This window comes from Jejuia sp. G7-7, assembly GCF_055808955.1.
The window spans coordinates 715,079-732,015 of the sequence record NZ_JBVVSZ010000002.1 but is presented as its reverse complement, the minus strand read 5'-3'; the positions used below and the strand labels follow the sequence as shown (position 1 = coordinate 732,015).

General features: G+C 31.6%; 16 protein-coding genes. 9 read left to right on the top strand and 7 right to left on the bottom strand.

Annotated features, from left to right (window positions below; genetic code table 11):
* Positions 1–451: 451 nt before the first annotated feature.
* The gene (locus AC0L5U_RS13570; RefSeq protein ID WP_473416946.1) at positions 452–1,039 is read right to left on the bottom strand and encodes a riboflavin synthase; all 588 of its coding nucleotides are present in this window, start codon (positions 1,037–1,039) and stop codon (positions 452–454) included.
* A gap of 64 nt (positions 1,040–1,103) precedes the next feature.
* Between AC0L5U_RS13570 and pdxA the strand changes: the two genes are divergently transcribed.
* The 9 genes from pdxA to AC0L5U_RS13525 all read left to right on the top strand — a co-directional run bounded on the left by pdxA (position 1,104) and on the right by AC0L5U_RS13525 (position 10,112).
* The gene (gene pdxA / locus AC0L5U_RS13565) at positions 1,104–2,162 is read left to right on the top strand and encodes a 4-hydroxythreonine-4-phosphate dehydrogenase PdxA (RefSeq protein WP_473416945.1); all 1,059 of its coding nucleotides are present in this window, start codon (positions 1,104–1,106) and stop codon (positions 2,160–2,162) included.
* A 62-nt stretch (positions 2,163–2,224) separates the two neighbouring features.
* Positions 2,225–2,761 carry a YceD family protein gene (locus tag AC0L5U_RS13560; protein ID WP_473416944.1) on the top strand — a complete coding sequence of 179 codons (537 nt, stop codon included), beginning with the start codon at positions 2,225–2,227 and terminating at the stop codon, positions 2,759–2,761.
* Positions 2,762–2,769: 8 nt separating this feature from the next.
* The gene (gene rpmF / locus AC0L5U_RS13555) at positions 2,770–2,970 is read left to right on the top strand and encodes a 50S ribosomal protein L32 (protein WP_473416943.1); all 201 of its coding nucleotides are present in this window, start codon (positions 2,770–2,772) and stop codon (positions 2,968–2,970) included.
* A gap of 178 nt (positions 2,971–3,148) precedes the next feature.
* A complete protein-coding gene (locus AC0L5U_RS13550) occupies positions 3,149–4,144 on the top strand; it encodes a beta-ketoacyl-ACP synthase III (protein WP_473416942.1) in 996 nt (331 codons plus the stop codon).
* Positions 4,145–4,174: 30 nt separating this feature from the next.
* A complete protein-coding gene (gene accB / locus AC0L5U_RS13545; protein ID WP_473416941.1) occupies positions 4,175–4,660 on the top strand; it encodes an acetyl-CoA carboxylase biotin carboxyl carrier protein in 486 nt (161 codons plus the stop codon).
* Between the two features lie 80 nt (positions 4,661–4,740).
* Positions 4,741–6,090, top strand: coding sequence for an acetyl-CoA carboxylase biotin carboxylase subunit (gene accC, locus AC0L5U_RS13540; protein WP_473416940.1), 1,350 nt, complete (start codon positions 4,741–4,743; stop codon positions 6,088–6,090).
* 127 nt (positions 6,091–6,217) lie between these two features.
* On the top strand, positions 6,218–7,330 hold the full coding sequence (locus AC0L5U_RS13535; RefSeq protein WP_473416939.1) for an NAD(P)/FAD-dependent oxidoreductase: 1,113 nt from the start codon (positions 6,218–6,220) through the stop codon (positions 7,328–7,330).
* Positions 7,331–7,382: 52 nt separating this feature from the next.
* Positions 7,383–7,832 (top strand): 3-oxoacyl-ACP synthase, encoded by a 450-nt coding sequence (locus AC0L5U_RS13530; protein ID WP_473416938.1) that lies wholly within the window; start codon positions 7,383–7,385, stop codon positions 7,830–7,832.
* A 27-nt stretch (positions 7,833–7,859) separates the two neighbouring features.
* A complete protein-coding gene (locus tag AC0L5U_RS13525; protein ID WP_473416937.1) occupies positions 7,860–10,112 on the top strand; it encodes an efflux RND transporter permease subunit in 2,253 nt (750 codons plus the stop codon).
* Positions 10,113–10,118: 6 nt separating this feature from the next.
* On the opposite strand, the gene AC0L5U_RS13520 is transcribed toward AC0L5U_RS13525, so the two are convergent.
* The 6 genes from AC0L5U_RS13520 to mscL form a co-directional block, all read right to left on the bottom strand.
* Positions 10,119–11,030, bottom strand: coding sequence for an ABC transporter ATP-binding protein (locus AC0L5U_RS13520; RefSeq protein ID WP_473416936.1), 912 nt, complete (start codon positions 11,028–11,030; stop codon positions 10,119–10,121).
* Between the two features lie 23 nt (positions 11,031–11,053).
* The gene (locus AC0L5U_RS13515) at positions 11,054–11,803 is read right to left on the bottom strand and encodes a hypothetical protein (RefSeq protein ID WP_473416935.1); all 750 of its coding nucleotides are present in this window, start codon (positions 11,801–11,803) and stop codon (positions 11,054–11,056) included.
* Positions 11,804–12,160: 357 nt separating this feature from the next.
* Positions 12,161–13,129 (bottom strand): HAD hydrolase-like protein, encoded by a 969-nt coding sequence (locus AC0L5U_RS13510; RefSeq protein ID WP_473416934.1) that lies wholly within the window; start codon positions 13,127–13,129, stop codon positions 12,161–12,163.
* Positions 13,130–13,132: 3 nt separating this feature from the next.
* On the bottom strand, positions 13,133–15,298 hold the full coding sequence (locus tag AC0L5U_RS13505; protein ID WP_473416933.1) for a prolyl oligopeptidase family serine peptidase: 2,166 nt from the start codon (positions 15,296–15,298) through the stop codon (positions 13,133–13,135).
* A gap of 86 nt (positions 15,299–15,384) precedes the next feature.
* Positions 15,385–16,374: an aspartate-semialdehyde dehydrogenase gene (locus tag AC0L5U_RS13500; RefSeq protein WP_473416932.1), complete on the bottom strand. Its 990-nt coding sequence runs from the start codon at positions 16,372–16,374 to the stop codon at positions 15,385–15,387.
* Positions 16,375–16,510: 136 nt separating this feature from the next.
* Positions 16,511–16,915 carry a large conductance mechanosensitive channel protein MscL gene (gene mscL, locus AC0L5U_RS13495; protein WP_473416931.1) on the bottom strand — a complete coding sequence of 135 codons (405 nt, stop codon included), beginning with the start codon at positions 16,913–16,915 and terminating at the stop codon, positions 16,511–16,513.
* Positions 16,916–16,937: the final 22 nt, after the last annotated feature.

The following is a 16,937-nucleotide window of genomic DNA, read 5'->3' as shown; positions in this document are numbered from 1 at the left end:
TTTTAACTTATCATTTGTTAATATTTTAAGACTAATGCCTTTCATGTCATCAAATCTTTTTTATATTTGTCCTGTAATTAAGTATAAATAAAGGGATTAATATACTTTAAAAAGATTTATTGCGTTTTAAATAGAAATGATAATTTAGCAAAAAATGTATTTCATCGAATATTTTTAACGTTTTATAGATGTTTTTTTAATGTATTTCTTTTGCTGTCATTCTTTTTTTATACATTTGCGTCCCAATGATGATACAAAATAAAAGAATATTTGCCTCAATCTTATTTGTATTAATAAGTTTTGTTTGTGTTGCACAAGGTAGTGAACCGCCACCACCTTTGCCTCCACCACCTTTTGGTTTTCCAATAGATGGAGGTGTTTTAATAGGTGCTTTTATCGCGTTATTGTATGGTGGTAAAAAGCTATTAGCAAGTAAAAAGAATTGTAGTATCTATTTTAACTCCATTAGTCTAGTCACATATTTTCCTAAAACATCAAATTCTAGATTAACTTCTGTGCCTTTTTTGAAGTTTTTAAAGTTCGTATGTTCGTATGTGTAGGGTATAATTGCCACGCTAAAACTATTATTGCCAGAATTTACAACTGTTAAACTCGTTCCATTAATTGTAATAGACCCTTTTTCTATAGTAATATTATTCAATGAGCTATCATATTCAAAAGTAAAAACCCAGCTGCCATCTTCGTTTATAACGTTAGAACAAATACCTGTTTGATCTACATGCCCTTGAACAATGTGTCCATCAAGTCTGTCTCCTAATTTCATGGCGCGTTCTAAATTTACTGTACTACCAATTTCAAGTGTATTCAAATTGGTCTTATCTAATGTTTCTTTTATTGCTGTAACCGTATATTCATCATTATTAATTTCTACTACCGTTAAGCAAACCCCATTGTGAGCCACGCTTTGATCTATTTTTAATTCATCTGTAATAGTACTTTTAATAGAGATGTGTAGATTGTTTAGGTCTTTTTTTAATTCAGTAACAGTCCCAATAGATTCAATAATTCCAGTAAACATAATATTGTGCGTTTATTTGGTTAAATTTGCACTTCAAAATTACAAACAAAAGTTAGCATTGTTAATGAAGAATCAAGAAAATATTGTTGTTGGAATTTCTATAGGCGATTTAAATGGTATAGGTGGCGAAATTATCTTAAAAACGTTTGATGATTTAAGGATTCTTGAATTTTGTACACCTGTTATTTTTGCTTCGGTTAAAGTGATGAGTTTTTTAAAAACTCATTTTCAGTCTTCAATAAACTTTCATAGTTTGCATGATATCAAACAGCTAGCACATGGAAAAATAAATGTATTTAATTGTTGGAAAGAACCAGTAAACATCAATTTTGGACAAGAAGAAACTAAAATTGGTGAGTATGCTTTGAAGTCTCTTCAAGCCGCAACAAAAGCCTTAAAGGAAAAACATGTAGATCTTTTAGTAACTGCTCCCATAAACAAACACAATATTCAATCAGAAGCTTTTACTTTTCCAGGACATACTGATTATCTAGCAAAAGAATTAGAAGGAGAAAGTTTAATGTTTATGGTAACAGATACTTTAAAAGTTGGGCTATTAACAGATCATGTTCCTGTTAAAGATGTTTCAGACCATATTTCAGAAGAACTCATCATACAAAAGATTGAAACGGTTTATAATACACTAAGGAAAGATTTTAAAATAGTAAAACCAAAAATAGCGGTTTTAGGAATCAATCCTCATACAGGAGATAATGGTGTTATTGGAAGTGAAGATGACGACATTATGAGGCCAACTTTAAGTAAAATAAAAGAAAAAGGCAAGTTAGTCTACGGACCTTACGCCGCCGATAGTTTTTTTGGATCAAATAATTATAAGAATTTTGATGCCATTATAGCATCTTACCACGACCAAGGTTTAATACCTTTTAAAACATTATCATTTGGTCAAGGCGTCAATTTTACAGCTGGTTTAACCCGAGTAAGAACCTCTCCTGACCACGGCACAGCTTATGAAATTGCTGGGAAAGGAATTGCAGATGCAAGCTCTTTTAAAGAAGCACTTTTTATGGGTATCAGTATTTTTAAAAACAGATGTGATTTTGAGGAACTTACAGCAAATCCATTAAAAAAATCTCCCAGAAAAATAGGTGTAAAAAAATAACCATAACACATTTGGAGTAAGTAAAAAATTTATATATTTGCAGGCTCAAAATAGTTGTGATAATGAAGCCACTAAAAGAATATACAATCCCTTTTGTGGGATTAAAGGTTGCAACACATGATTTTGAGTATAAAATAAACCAAACGTTCTTTGATTATTTTGAGTATGAAGATTTTAATGCTGTAGTTATTGATGTAAACCTTGCTTTAACAAAAAAGGAAACATTATTAGAATTACACTTTAAAATTTCTGGATATGTTAATGTTAACTGTGATTTAACTAACGAGCCTTACAATCAAAACATTGAAAATGAATTTGATTTAGTGGTGAAATTTGGGAATGAGTATAACGATGAAAATATTGATATACTAATCATTCCACACGGCGAATATGAAATTAATGTTCAACAATATATTTACGAACTAATAATTCTTGCAGTACCTATAAAAAGGCTACATCCAGGAATTGAAGATGGTACACTAGATTCAGAAATTCTCAAAAAACTTGAAGAATTAAGTCCTAAAGGCGAAAAAGAAAAAGCAAATGAGGAAATTGATCCTCGTTGGAATACATTAAAGAAATTATTAACGGATAAATAATATAAAAAATGGCACATCCTAAAAGAAAAATCTCGAAAACAAGAAGAGATAAAAGAAGAACACATTATAAAGCAACTGTGCCACAGATTGCTACATGCCCAACAACAGGAGAAGCTCATTTATACCACAGAGCACATTGGCACGAAGGTAAATTGTACTACAGAGGTCAAGTGCTTATTGACAACTCTGAAGCAGAAAATTTAGCATAGTAAATATGCATGCATATTAAAAAGCGCTCACTTGTGAGCGTTTTTTTTATGATAAGTTTTTTCTAAAACATAAAAACAACTTAATTTGCATCATATTTATTCAAAATTTCCTATTTTACGTGATATTTTGGATGTTTTTGATTCATTTAAAGCATTTTTTTGCAATAACTAAAAAGGTATGAGTAAAATTTCAGCTGCAATTACAGCCGTTGGGGCATATGTTCCAGAATATGTATTAACCAATCAAATTCTTGAAACAATGGTCGATACAAATGATGAATGGATTACAAGTAGAACTGGAATTAAGGAACGAAGAATTTTAAAAGACGATGGTAAAGGAACTTCATACCTTGCTATTAAAGCCGCTCAAGATCTCATAAATAAAAAAGGTCTAGACCCTAAAGATATAGAATTAGTAATTGTAGCGACTGCTACCCCAGATATGAAAGCTGCTTCAACAGCATCTTTTACGGCATCTGAAATTGGAGCCGTAAATGCTTTTTCTTTTGATATGGATGCGGCATGTTCTAGTTTTCTGTATGGTATGTCTGTAGCTTCAACTTATATAGAATCTGGGAGATATAAAAATGTACTATTAATTGGAGCAGATAAAATGTCTTCGATTATAAATTACAAAGATAGAGCTACATGCATCATCTTTGGAGATGGAGCTGGAGCTGTTTTATTTGAGCCAAATACAGAAAATCTAGGGTTGCAAGATGAATACTTGAGAAGCGATGGTTCAGGACGTGAATTTCTACAAGCTACTTACGGAGGATCTTCTCATGCTTTAACTGCTGAAGTTTTAGAAAAAGGAGGACACTATGCTTTTCAAGAAGGAAGAACAGTTTTTAAAAATGCAGTTTTTAATATGGCTGATGCTGCCGTTAAAATCTTGGAGCGAAATAATTTAAATAAAGATACTGTAGATTGGTTGGCAGCACATCAAGCAAATAAGCGTATAATTGATGCTACTGCGCAACGTATAAGTTTAGACGATAAAAAAGTAATGGTTAATATTCACAAATACGGAAATACAACTTCCGCAACATTACCATTACTTATTAATGATTACGAATCACAACTTAAAAAAGGTGATAATATTATATTTGCTGCTTTTGGCGGCGGATTTAACTGGGGAGCCATTTATTTAAAATGGGCCTATAATTCTTAATAACTAACTATTAAAACCAATAGCTAAATTATGGATATAAAAGAGATTCAAAACTTAATTAAGTTTGTAGCTAAATCAGGAGCAAGCGAAGTTAAATTAGAGATGGATGATGTAAAAATTACCATCAGAACAGGATCAGACAGCGATGGAGTAGCACCAGTACAATACGCGCCTGTAGCTGCACCTCAAGTGACTCAAGTCGCAGCAACACCTGCCGCAGTAGCACCTGCTGCCCCTGCTGAAGCTTCCAAAGAAGCTCAAGACGATACTTCTAAATTTATTACTATAAAATCACCAATAATTGGTACATTCTATAGAAAACCTTCACCTGATAAACCACTATTTGTTGAAGTAGGTCAAACTATTGCTGAAGGTGATGTACTTTGTGTTATTGAAGCAATGAAGCTTTTCAATGAAATTGAATCTGAAGTTTCAGGTAAAATAGTTAAGGTTCTTGTTGATGATTCTTCACCTGTTGAATTCGATCAACCATTATTCTTAGTAGATCCGTCTTAATGTAAAATCACAATTTTTAAATTCCAAAATCCAATTTACATTGGAATTTGTTTTTTGAATTTTGAAAATTTGAAGAGTTTATGTTTAAAAAAATATTGATTGCCAATAGAGGTGAAATTGCACTACGTGTAATTAGAACCTGTAAAGAAATGGGCATTAAAACTGTTGCTGTTTATTCTACCGCAGATGCAGAGAGTTTACATGTAAAGTTTGCAGACGAAGCTGTATGTATTGGTCCTCCATCAAGTGCAGACTCTTATTTAAAGATGTCTAATGTAATATCTGCTGCCGAAATTACAAATGCAGATGCAATTCATCCTGGATATGGGTTCTTATCGGAGAATGCTAAATTTTCTCAAATATGTGATGAGCATGGTATCAAATTCATTGGAGCTTCGGCTGAAATGATTGATAGAATGGGAGATAAGGCTAATGCAAAAGCAACTATGAAAGCCGCTGGAGTACCATGTGTTCCTGGTAGCGAAGGTATTATTGAAAGTTTTGAAGAATGTAAAAAACTAGCTGAAGAAGCTGGTTATCCAGTAATGCTTAAAGCCTCTGCTGGAGGTGGTGGAAAAGGTATGAGAGGTGTTTTTAAACCTGAAGACCTTAAAGATGCTTGGGATTCTGCTAGACAAGAAAGTAAAGCTGCCTTTGGTAATGATGATATGTACATGGAAAAACTTATAGAAGAGCCAAGGCATATTGAAATACAAATAGTTGGAGATTCTAAAGGTAAAGCATGTCATTTATCAGAAAGAGATTGTTCAGTACAACGTCGTCATCAAAAGTTGACAGAGGAAGTGCCTTCTCCATTTATGACACCAGAACTTCGTAAAAAAATGGGGGCTGCAGCAGTAAAAGCAGCTGAATACATTAAATATGAAGGCGCAGGAACAGTAGAGTTTTTGGTGGATAAGCACCGTAATTTCTACTTCATGGAAATGAATACTCGTATTCAAGTAGAGCATCCTATTACAGAACAAGTTATTGATTTTGATTTAATCAGAGAGCAAATTTTAGTCGCTGCAGGTGTGCCAATTTCTGGTAAAGATTACAATCCAAAATTACACTCAATAGAGTGTAGAATAAATGCTGAAGACCCTTATAACGATTTTAGACCGTCACCAGGAAAAATCACAACATTACACGCTCCAGGAGGTCACGGTGTTCGTTTAGACACCCATGTTTATGCAGGTTACACTATCCCACCAAATTACGATTCTATGATTGCTAAGTTAATTACAACAGCGCAAACCAGAGAAGAAGCAATTAGTAAAATGAAACGCGCCCTAGATGAGTTTGTTATAGAAGGTATAAAAACCACAATTCCATTCCACAGGCAATTGATGGATCATCCGGATTATATCGCTGGAAACTACACAACAAAGTTTATGGAAGACTTTGTTATCAAACCTCAAGAAGAATAAATCATTTAAAACTCCGAAAGCAAAAATTCGGAGTTTTTTTATGGCGTTACCTACTGGAGGTTGGGCTATCCACTTCAATCCCTAACGCAATTTACGTCAGTCAAACATAAAGCGGTAAATTAGCATTATGAATCTGTCTTACTGGGAAATAAAATCATGGTTAACTAACGTCGATTTCTGCATAGTAGGAAGTGGTATAGTTGGTCTTAATTGTGCTTTACAATTACATAAACGTTTTCCTAAAGCCAAAATCATTATTTTAGAAAAAGGCATTTTACCTCAAGGAGCAAGTACAAAAAATGCTGGATTTGCCTGTTTTGGAAGCCTAAGTGAAATTATAGATGATTTAAATTTTCATTCAGAACAAGAAGTTTTAGAATTGCTTCTAAAACGAATAAATGGTTTAAAACTACTAAGAAAAACCATAGGAGATAAAGCTCTAGATTACCAACAATTAGGAGGCTACGAGTTGTTTCTAAAAAACAATACACAATTATTTAAAAACTGCTTATCAAAAATTGAAGCTATAAATAAATTTCTCAAACCCATTTTTAAAGCAGAAGTTTTTAGTTTAAAAAACAACAGTTTCAACTTTGAAAATGTAAAAGGAAATTATGTATTTAATCAATTTGAAGGACAAATAGATACTGCAAAAATGATGGATGCACTTTTAAAATCAGTTCAATCAAAAGGCATAAAAATTTTAAATAATACAGTAGTTAAATCATATTCTGAGGCAAATAGTTCTGTAAAAATAAACACAAATCATTTCGAATTTACTGCTTCAAAATTATTAATTGCCACTAACGGGTTTGCATCACAATTAATTAATGAAACAGTAAAGCCTGCAAGAGCACAAGTAATTATTACAAAACCTATTAAAAACCTTCAGGTAAAAGGTGCATTTCATTTAGATAGAGGCTACTATTATTTTAGAAATATTGATAATAGAATTTTATTAGGTGGCGGACGACATTTAGATTTTAAAGGCGAGGAAACTATAGAGTTTAAGGAAACCAAATTAATTCAAAGTAAACTAGAGGACCTTTTAAAAACTACTATCTTTCCAGCTTCTGATATTGAAATAGAACATCGTTGGTCTGGGATCATGGGAGTTGGTGAACAAAAAAGACCTTTAGTAAAGCAGCTTTCAAACAATGTGTATTGCGGTGTGCGCCTTGGAGGTATGGGAGTTGCTATTGGTAGTTTAGTTGGAAAAGATTTAGTAGAATTGCTGTAAAAGCTTGTTATTTCTGTAAGAACAGAAATCCATTTTTAAAAGATTAAAAGATTTGAACATTAAAGAACAATTATATAAAAAGTGTTATGAATTTGTTGAAAACCGATTTCAAACTATTCAAAATACCATAAACGAAATACAAGAATCTTTACTCTCTGAGACTAAAAGTAGTGCTGGAGACAAACATGAAACAGGTCGTGCTATGCTACAATTAGAGCGTGAAAAATCTGGGAATCAATTGGCTGAAATTCAAAAAGTAAAAGAAACACTTTCTAAAATAAACATTGAAAAATCATCAGAAATTGTTGGACTAGGAAGTGTTGTTTTTACAACCAATCTTAATTATTTTATTGGAATTAGTGCAGGAGAGTTCAAGGTTGATAATGCTATTTTTTATGCAATTTCTGCATCTACACCTATTGCAAAATTATTAATTTCAAAAACAATCGGAGATCAAATCCAATTTAGAAATACTACCTTTACAATAACTCAACTAAAGTAAAAATTTAGAGAATTTGACATTATTTTAATGAAGAAGTTAGAAAATGTTATAAAAACCATTATTAGGTTTCGGCTTATAATTATTCTAGTACTATCTGTTCTTATGGGAGCAGCTGGATACCAAACGCTACACAAACTTAGGGTTGATAACTCTTTAACAATTTGGTTTCTAGAAGACAATCCAAGTTATAAAGCATATATAGATTTTCAAGAAGAGTTTGGTTCTGATGAGATTTTTATAGCAATGTTTCCCGTTGATAATGCCATTGGAGCTAAAGAGCGAGATAAATTAAATAAGCTTCATGATCATATAGAATCACTCTCTTTTGTAAAAACCTCTTTTAGCTTAGCTAAAGCAAAGTATCCTATTTATGGCAACAATAAGATAAACTTTGATGACTTATATAATACAAATCGAAGTAAAAAAGGTTTAAAAAATTTATTGTCTAAACTGCCAAATATCTCTGCACAACTTGTTACCAAAGATTTTAAACATCAATTCTTTTATATTCAACTAAACCCTACACATTTAATTGAAGAAAAAAGAGAAATCATAGCCAACGAAATTAGAAATGCTATTGAAAAAGAGTATTCTAATTATTATTTAACAGGCCCACCTGTTTTAGCAGAAGCATATAGTAAAGGCATTTATAAAGAGAGCTTAGTCTTTGGAGTACTTACAGTTTTAGTAATTACGTTAATGCTTTTATTTCTATTACCAAGTAAACGTTATTTAATAGTTTCTTTATTATCTGTTGCAATTCCTGTATCATTATTGTTTGGAATTATTACCTCTTTAGGTTATGCCTTAAACATGATTTCAATGCTTATTCCAACTATCCTGATGGTTTATAGCGTTAGTGATGCCGTACACATTATTAATATTTACCATAAAGAAGGACTCTCTAAAAAAGGATTAGATAAAGTAAAGTTACTTACACTTTCAATTCGTAAAAGTTTCATTCCATGTTTTTACACAACGCTTACAACGTTTGTGGGCTATTTTGCATTATACCTATCGCCATTGCCAGCATTTAAAAATATGGGAATTTTCACTTGCATAGGCTTACTGTTGAGCTTTATACTGGTTTACGTTATAACAATTATTGGTTTTAGTTATATGGCGCTTAATTTTGAAAGCAGTACACCAGTATTGTCTATAAAAAGTATAAGCCAAACTAAATTTGTTAATTGGATAAACAGAGTAACTTCCCAACGTAAAAATAGTATTATCATTGGTTTTACCATCGTTTTGATATATGGCTTGTATTCAGTTTTTCAAGTTAAAATTGATACAGATTCATTAGATCTTTTAGCAGAAGGAAAAGCAAAACAAGACTTACGAATAGTAGAAGCACAACTACACGGAAGTTCTAGAATACAACTAGATATTTCCTTAATTAACGGACAAAGTATTTTAAGCAAAGATGCCATGAAGCATCTTGAAGATTTCCAAAATAAGTTGGAGCAAAATAAAACAATTTCAGCTCCCGTATCTGTTGTGAATATTAAAAGGTTTTTAGAAAAACGTTCTCCTGTACTATTTCAAACGAATGTTTCTGAAGAAAAAATAAAAAGCACGTTAGCATCAGTTGATAATAAAGATAATAGCTTTTTTAAATTATTTTCAGAAGATTTAACTTCAGCAGGTATAACCATAAGTTTTAAAGAAATTAAAACATCTCAATTAGAGCAGCTTTTAGTAGATATTGAAAATGATTTTCAAGAGACGTTCAACACCAACGATTATCAATTGAAAATTAACGGATTTGCAGTCGTTTTTGCTCAACTCAATCATTTTATTCTAGAAACACAATTTAAGTCATTTTTTGCAGCTTTTTTTGTGGCATTTTTATGCCTGTGGTTTTTTATAAAAAGTATTAGAACCACACTTTTGGTATTAATTCCAAATATACTCCCACTTGCTATTTTAGCTATTTTTATGAGTTTATTAAATATTCCGCTAGATGTTTCAACAGCAATGATAACGCCTATAATGTTGGGTATAGCCATGGATGATACTATACATTTGGTGTATAAATACAAACGAAGTAAAGTGATAAAAGGAAAACCAGAAGCCCGAATGAATAATGCAATGCACTATACAGGAAGTGCATTATTTTCTACAACACTAGCATTGGTTGGAGGGTTTTTAATTATAAGCTCTAGCGCAACACCTTCTGTAAGAGACTTTGGATTGCTTTGTGCTATAACTGTTGCAATAGCCTTAATTACCGATATATTTTACTTACCTGCTTTATTGAAGAAGTTTGACAGATAAAATAGGTTATTTTTTAATTTTGAGATGAATAATTTTTTCTGGTTGTATCACAGAATTATATTCAAAGAATACTGTGTTTCCATTTAAATCAGCTTCAATTAAATAATAATAACCTTTATAATAGGATTGTTTTACAATTGCTTTTAAAACAGATTTTTCAACAACTTTTAACTGATTTGCATAAACAATAGTACCATTTATTTCATTAAACTCGCCAAAGAAAGAGGCTACTAATTTATTTTTTGGATTATCGAATATATGTTGGGGTGTGTTGTTTGCTATTATTTTAGCATTATCAAGAACAATCATTTTATCTGAAAATGAAAGCACATCATCTTTATCATGTGTAGCAACAATACATGTAATGTTTTTTTCTTTCAAATATTTAAATAAACTTCTGCGAAGGGATTGCTTTTTAAAATTATCAATATGGCTGAAGGGTTCATCTAATAACAAAACTTCAGGCTGTTTTGCAATAGCCCTTGCTAAAGCAACACGTTGTTTTTGTCCGCCACTTAACTCTTTTACTTTGGTTGTTGCAATAGTACTTAATTCTACAACTTCTAAAAGTTCAGTAATACGTTCTTGTTTTTGTTCGGGGTAAAAATTAGATAAAAATTCACCTATGTTTTCAGCAACCGAAGTATAAGGCATCAAATCAAACTCTTGGGCTACATATTTCATATAATTAGGGCCTGTTATTAAATTATATTTAGGTCCTAAAACTTCTTGATTATGCCAAAATATTTGGCCTTTATTTAAATCGTATGTGCCATATAATAATTTTAAAATTGTGCTTTTTCCAGAGCCGCTTTCTCCTATAATGGAAAGATGTTCTCCTTTAGACACTTGAAAGGAAATATCATCTATAATAATATTCTTTTTGTACCCAAAAGATATGTTTTTGACTGAAAGCATGAATTAAAATTTTTTCTAAAACCTTATATAGTTTTATCAGTTTTAAAAAAATTAGACTTTAATAAAAAAGAACCTTTTAGAGAAGAAAACCTAACAAATTTATTAAATCTATAATACAAATAGATTAGGTAACCAGGTGTTAACGATGCTAAAACCTTGTTTTTTCCGTAGAGTACAGGTTTTAACTTTGCAACATATCGAAACGATGCTTCTGGTGTTAACACAAATGTTTTTATATAACTTGTGATACTTTTTCCTTTTTCCTTTTCATAGGATATCCCAACCTTATTTGTGCCTATATTTTGATAAAAACCTGAATTTAATGATTGGATAAACTTTAATTTTCTACTATTTATAAACAATCCCGTTTTTAACGCTTTTTTAGCGAGTAAGGTTTGCACCATATTTTGATTGTAGCAAACAGACTCTAACTGTTTTAATAACACTTGATGAAACTCAAACATTTGATTTTGATGCTCTCCAATATAAGTGTCAAACAACCATTTTTCTTCTTCTTTATGGTTTTCAAGAACAAAACCATTAGCTTTAGAGGTATAACCAAGTGCACTACCATGGTTTGCTCCTGAGAACTGTTCATAGTACTGTAGATTTGCCATTAAAAAACTATCATTGTAATCTATATACGGTAAAATAGAAAACAATAAACCATGACGTTTTGTTTGCTCTTGTATGTCATAAATTTCTCTGACACCTAAGTAATATCCAGTAACGGGTATTTTTTCTTCAAAAAAACCAAAAATAGATTCTTGCATAGTACCGCCCCAACCAACATCAACTAATTGTATACCTTCTTCTTTATAATTTGAACCAAAAGAATTGATATAATCTTCAAAATACGTTTTACTGGAGAGACGATGATTTTCGTAAAATGTCCTAAAAGTAGTATTAGATTTTAAATTTTGAAATACTTCAGAAGCAAAAAAATCATCTAAAATAACATTAGCATCGGCGTTTATTTCTAACGCAATAGTTTCTTTTTGATGTTGAGCAATTAAAAAAGTACAGAAAGTCTTCCAAACTCATCGATGGATGTTTATTCCTCAAATATTTAAACTCCTCTTTTTCAATGTCTTCTAAGTTTATTTGCATTGAAGCCTGACGAGAAATTTTTAAGTAATGCGTATTAATTTTATTATCAATAGATGTATATTCTTGGTAAGAATCAAATAACTTTTTAAGTACATGCCTTCTCTAGAGAGAAAAAACAAGTTTTTTACCTTATCCTGCTTGCATTTTAAATACAAACGTTCAGTAAAAAAATGGTAAAATATAATATACTCAACAAATGGCATTACTGATTTTTCTGAGCAATCTGAATAGACATTGTCTATTACTGTTTCAAGTGTCTTGAAATCATTACCTAAATTGTTTAATTTATTTCGGCGCAAGTGTTTGCCATGAGGTAATAAAAAAGCGTTGAGTCCGTATTTTGTGGAATTTTGGTAATCACTTATTTTGTTATCACCAATCATCATGATCTCTTCTGGATTTAATGATAATAGAGTAGTTAACTTATTAAATATAGAACCTGTGGCTTTGCTCGCTTCTAATTGTGCAGAGCTGTAAATATCAGTAAAAACATCAGAGATGTTATGGTGAGCTACTAAGTTTTCGAATAAAGATTTAGAAGCGTAAAAATCTGACACTAAATAGACTTTTCCACCATCAGATTTAAAGTCTCTAAGTACTTTAACAACGCCTTCGTTTAAATATTGAACACTTGATTCTGCTTTTACATCTGCCTTTTCAAATAGATCAAAAAATTTGGTTTTTGGATAACCTGAAATAATCTCTTCATTTACCATACGTCTAAAAATTTCATCTTTTAGTACATCATACGGTATTTCTAAAATGTCTTTTTCAAGCTTTTTGCTTAAATATTTGTTTACAGAAATTCTAATAAAGTAGAGTTCGTCAATAGAGATTTTTAAACCACATTCTTGTATTAAGAATTTAGCCCAAAGCCTTAAAGCGTAATTTGGGTGTGTGGTTCTGTGTATAATAGTATCATAGTAATCGGTAAAAATTACTTTGATGTTTTTTGATTTAAGGTCTTTTTTAAGTTGATTGAGGCTCATGTATTATCCTTTTACTTTTTCTTTCGATTTACTAGGTAAAACTTTAAATCCCATATTGTAAAGTGTAAACCCGAAAATATCTGCGTATTGTTCAATAGTTTTACTAACTGGAGTTCCTGCACCATGACCAGCATCGGTTTCAATTCTAATTAAAGTTGGATTATTTCCAGATTGTTTGCTTTGTAATTCGGCCGCAAATTTAAAACTGTGCGCAGGAACTACACGGTCGTCATGATCTCCAGTTGTTACCATAGTTGCTGGATATTCTAAACCTTGCTTTACATTATGTACGGGAGAGTAGCCTTTTAAATATTCAAACATTTCTTTATCATCTTCAGCAGTCCCATAATCATAAGCCCAACCTGCACCTGCGGTAAATGTGTGGTAACGTAACATGTCTAAAACACCAACGGCAGGTAATGCTACTTTAGCTAAATTAGGACGTTGGGTCATAACAGCTCCAACTAATAAACCACCATTAGAACCACCGCGTAAAGCTAAATAATCTGATGAAGTATAGTTGTTTTTTATTAAATATTCTCCTGCGGCTATAAAATCATCAAATACATTTTGCTTTTGAAGTTTAGTGCCTGCAATATGCCATTTTTTTCCATACTCGCCACCACCACGTAAATTAGGAACTGCTAAAATACCACCTTGTTCCATCCATACGGCATTTGTAATGCTAAACGAAGGGTTTAAACTTATATTAAAACCTCCATAACCGTAAAGGATTGTTGGATTTTTACCGTTTAGCTCTAACCCTTTTTTATGTGTTATTATCATTGGTACCCTAGTACCATCTTTTGATTTGAAAAATACTTGATTACTTTCATAATCTTCACTATTGAAAGCAATAGATGGTTTCCAATACAATTCTGATTTACCAGTTTCTATATCAAGTTTATAAATACTGGTTGGAGTTTTATAATTTGTAAATGAAAAATAATCTATTTTTTCTTCTTTTTTAGAACCAAAACCATTGGCATTACCGACACTAGGTAGTTCAATTTCTCTAATGAGTTTACCACTATAATCGTATTGCAGAACTTTAGAGATGGCATCTACCATATATTCCGTAAAGAAATAACCACCACTTGTTGAAGGGTTTAAAACATACTCTGTTTCAGGAATTACATCTACCCAATTTTCAGAAGAAGGATTTGAAGCATCTACCGAAACTATTTTTTTATTAGGTGCATTTAAGTTTGTTACTAACAATAATTTACTTCCAATATTTTCAACAACATATGTATCACTATCGGTATGATCAAGAATAGTAACAAGTTTACTATTTGGTTTTGATAAATCTTTAATAAATAGTTTATTTCCTGAAGTGGAAACTTTTGGAGATATTAATAGATAACGATTGTCTTCAGTTACTGAGGCATAAATGTATCTGTGTTTTTGTTCAGGTGTGCCTCCAAAAACCAATTTATCTTGTTTTTGAGATGTTCCTAGTTTATGATAATATACTTTATGTTGGTCTGTTTTAGCAGTTAACTCGCTACCTTTTGGTTTATCGTAACTTGAATAGTAAAAACCTTCATTTTTATACCAAGACATTCCACTAAATTTAATATCAACCAAAGTATCTTCCTTTATTTGTTTGCTTTCGGCATCCATAATCAGAATTTTTCGCCAATCGCTCCCACCTTCGGAAATGGAATAAGCTAGTATTTTACCATCTTCTGTAAAACTTATATTTCCTAATGATACTGTACCGTCTTCAGAAAATGTATTAGGATCTAAAAAAACAGATGCTGTACTTGGATCTTCTCCATTTTTATGACGGTAAATTACATATTGATTTTGTAAACCATCATTCTTATGAAAATACGTATAATTGCCTTCTACAAAAGGAGATCCTACTTTTTCGTAATTCCAAAGTGTAGATAAACGTTCTTTTAAATCGTTTCTAAATGGGATATTATCTAAATAATCAAACGTAGTTTTATTTTGTGTTTTTACCCAAGCTTTAGTGTCTTCACTTTTATCATCTTCAAGCCATCTGTAAGGATCTTTTACTTCTATTCCAAAATAATTAGTAACGGTGTCAATTGTTTTTGTTTTTGGATAATTCACAACAATAGCATTTGTTTTTTGATATTCTTCTTTGCAAGCCATTAAAACTATAAGGGTTATTACGCTCAATATTAGTTTCTTCATGATTGATATAGAATTTTGTAATATCAAAAATAAACAAAAAAAGCCTCTGCATGAGCAGAAGCTTTTAGAGTTTTGGAATAAAAATATTACACTAAATTATTCTCGATTAAATATTCAGCAATTTGTATTGTATTTGTTGCAGCACCTTTACGTAAATTATCAGCTACAATCCACATGTTTAAAGTATTGGGTTGTGTTTCGTCACGACGAATACGTCCAACAAAAACCTCATCTTTTTCATGTGCAAAAATAGGCATTGGGTACGTATTCGTATCTGTATTATCCTGAACTACTACTCCTGGAGTTTCATGTAATAATTTACGAACATCTGCCAAATCAAAATCATTTTCAAACTCAACGTTTACAGATTCTGAATGCCCACCTGCAGTAGGAATCCTAACAGCAGTTGCTGAAACAGAAAATGTACGATCGTTCATTATTTTTTGAGGCTCTCTAGCCAATTTCATTTCTTCTTTGGTATAACCATTATCTTCAAAAACGTCACAATGAGGCAATGCATTTCTTCCAATAGGATAAGGATAAGCCATTTCGCCTTCAATACCTGCGATTTCATTTTCTAGCTGACGTACAGCTTTTACACCAGTACCAGAAACAGATTGATATGTTGAAACTACAACACGTTTCATTTTATATTTTTTATGAAGCGGATTTAATGCCATCACTAATTGAATTGTGGAACAATTTGGGTTAGCAATAATTTTATCTTCTTTAGTTAATTCATCAGCATTAATTTCTGGAACTACTAATTTTTTAGTAGGATCCATTCTCCAAGCTGATGAATTATCAACCACAGTTGTTCCAACTTCGGCGAATTTTGGTGCCCATTCTAAGGATGTTCCTCCTCCTGCAGAAAATAAAGCAATATCTGGTTTCATGGCTACAGCCGTTTCTAAAACAACCACTTTATAATCATTGCCTTTGTAGGTTATTGTTTTTCCTTCTGAACGCTCAGATGCTACCGGGATTAATTCAGTTACAGGAAAATTACGTTCTGCAAGAACTTTTAACATTACTTCGCCAACCATTCCAGTTGCGCCAACTACAGCTACTTTCATTATTTCAATATTTTAATAAATTGCGTTTGCAAAACTAAGTATTAATTATAATTTTAAATCTAAAAAAAGCCCTCATTTTTAGAAAACGAGGGCTTTTTAACAAGAAATAACAGCTTGTTATTTAATTAACACTTTGTTATTTTTTTAGTAAATCTCTTATTTCAGCAAGTAAATCTTCTTGAGAAGGTCCTGCTGGAGCAGGTTCTTCAGCTGGTGCTTTAGTTTTGTTATAAGCTTTAACAATTAAGAACATTACAAAACCTACAATAAGAAGGTTGATGATTGTATTAATCCAAGCACCATAAGATATTACTGCTGCTCCAGCTTCTTTAGCCGCTGCAACTGTAGCATACTCTTTTCCGTCCATTGCAACATGTAGTTCTGCAAAGTCCATTCCGCCTGCAAAATAACCAACAAAAGGCATTGCAATATTATTTACAAAACCATTGATTACGCCACCTAATGCTCCAGCCATAATTACTGCGACTGCAAATTCGATAACATTGCCAGTCATGATAAAATCCTTAAACTCTTTTAACATAATTTATAAATTTTTAGTTAGT

Bases quoted from the DNA above. Each gene is read 5' to 3' on its own strand.
- AC0L5U_RS13500 (WP_473416932.1), bottom strand. From the start codon at position 16,374: ATGAAAGTAGCTGTAGTTGGCGCAACTGGAATGGTTGGCGAAGTAATG.
- AC0L5U_RS13535 (WP_473416939.1), top strand. From the start codon at position 6,218: ATGAATCTGTCTTACTGGGAAATAAAATCATGGTTAACTAACGTCGAT.
- AC0L5U_RS13510 (WP_473416934.1), bottom strand. From the start codon at position 13,129: ATGAGCCTCAATCAACTTAAAAAAGACCTTAAATCAAAAAACATCAAA.
- pdxA (WP_473416945.1), top strand. From the start codon at position 1,104: ATGAAGAATCAAGAAAATATTGTTGTTGGAATTTCTATAGGCGATTTA.
- accB (WP_473416941.1), top strand. From the start codon at position 4,175: ATGGATATAAAAGAGATTCAAAACTTAATTAAGTTTGTAGCTAAATCA.
- accC (WP_473416940.1), top strand. From the start codon at position 4,741: ATGTTTAAAAAAATATTGATTGCCAATAGAGGTGAAATTGCACTACGT.
- AC0L5U_RS13525 (WP_473416937.1), top strand. From the start codon at position 7,860: ATGAAGAAGTTAGAAAATGTTATAAAAACCATTATTAGGTTTCGGCTT.
- AC0L5U_RS13570 (WP_473416946.1), bottom strand. From the start codon at position 1,039: ATGTTTACTGGAATTATTGAATCTATTGGGACTGTTACTGAATTAAAA.
- mscL (WP_473416931.1), bottom strand. From the start codon at position 16,915: ATGTTAAAAGAGTTTAAGGATTTTATCATGACTGGCAATGTTATCGAA.
- AC0L5U_RS13515 (WP_473416935.1), bottom strand. From the start codon at position 11,803: ATGCAAGAATCTATTTTTGGTTTTTTTGAAGAAAAAATACCCGTTACT.
- rpmF (WP_473416943.1), top strand. From the start codon at position 2,770: ATGGCACATCCTAAAAGAAAAATCTCGAAAACAAGAAGAGATAAAAGA.
- AC0L5U_RS13550 (WP_473416942.1), top strand. From the start codon at position 3,149: ATGAGTAAAATTTCAGCTGCAATTACAGCCGTTGGGGCATATGTTCCA.
- AC0L5U_RS13505 (WP_473416933.1), bottom strand. From the start codon at position 15,298: ATGAAGAAACTAATATTGAGCGTAATAACCCTTATAGTTTTAATGGCT.
- AC0L5U_RS13520 (WP_473416936.1), bottom strand. From the start codon at position 11,030: ATGCTTTCAGTCAAAAACATATCTTTTGGGTACAAAAAGAATATTATT.
- AC0L5U_RS13560 (WP_473416944.1), top strand. From the start codon at position 2,225: ATGAAGCCACTAAAAGAATATACAATCCCTTTTGTGGGATTAAAGGTT.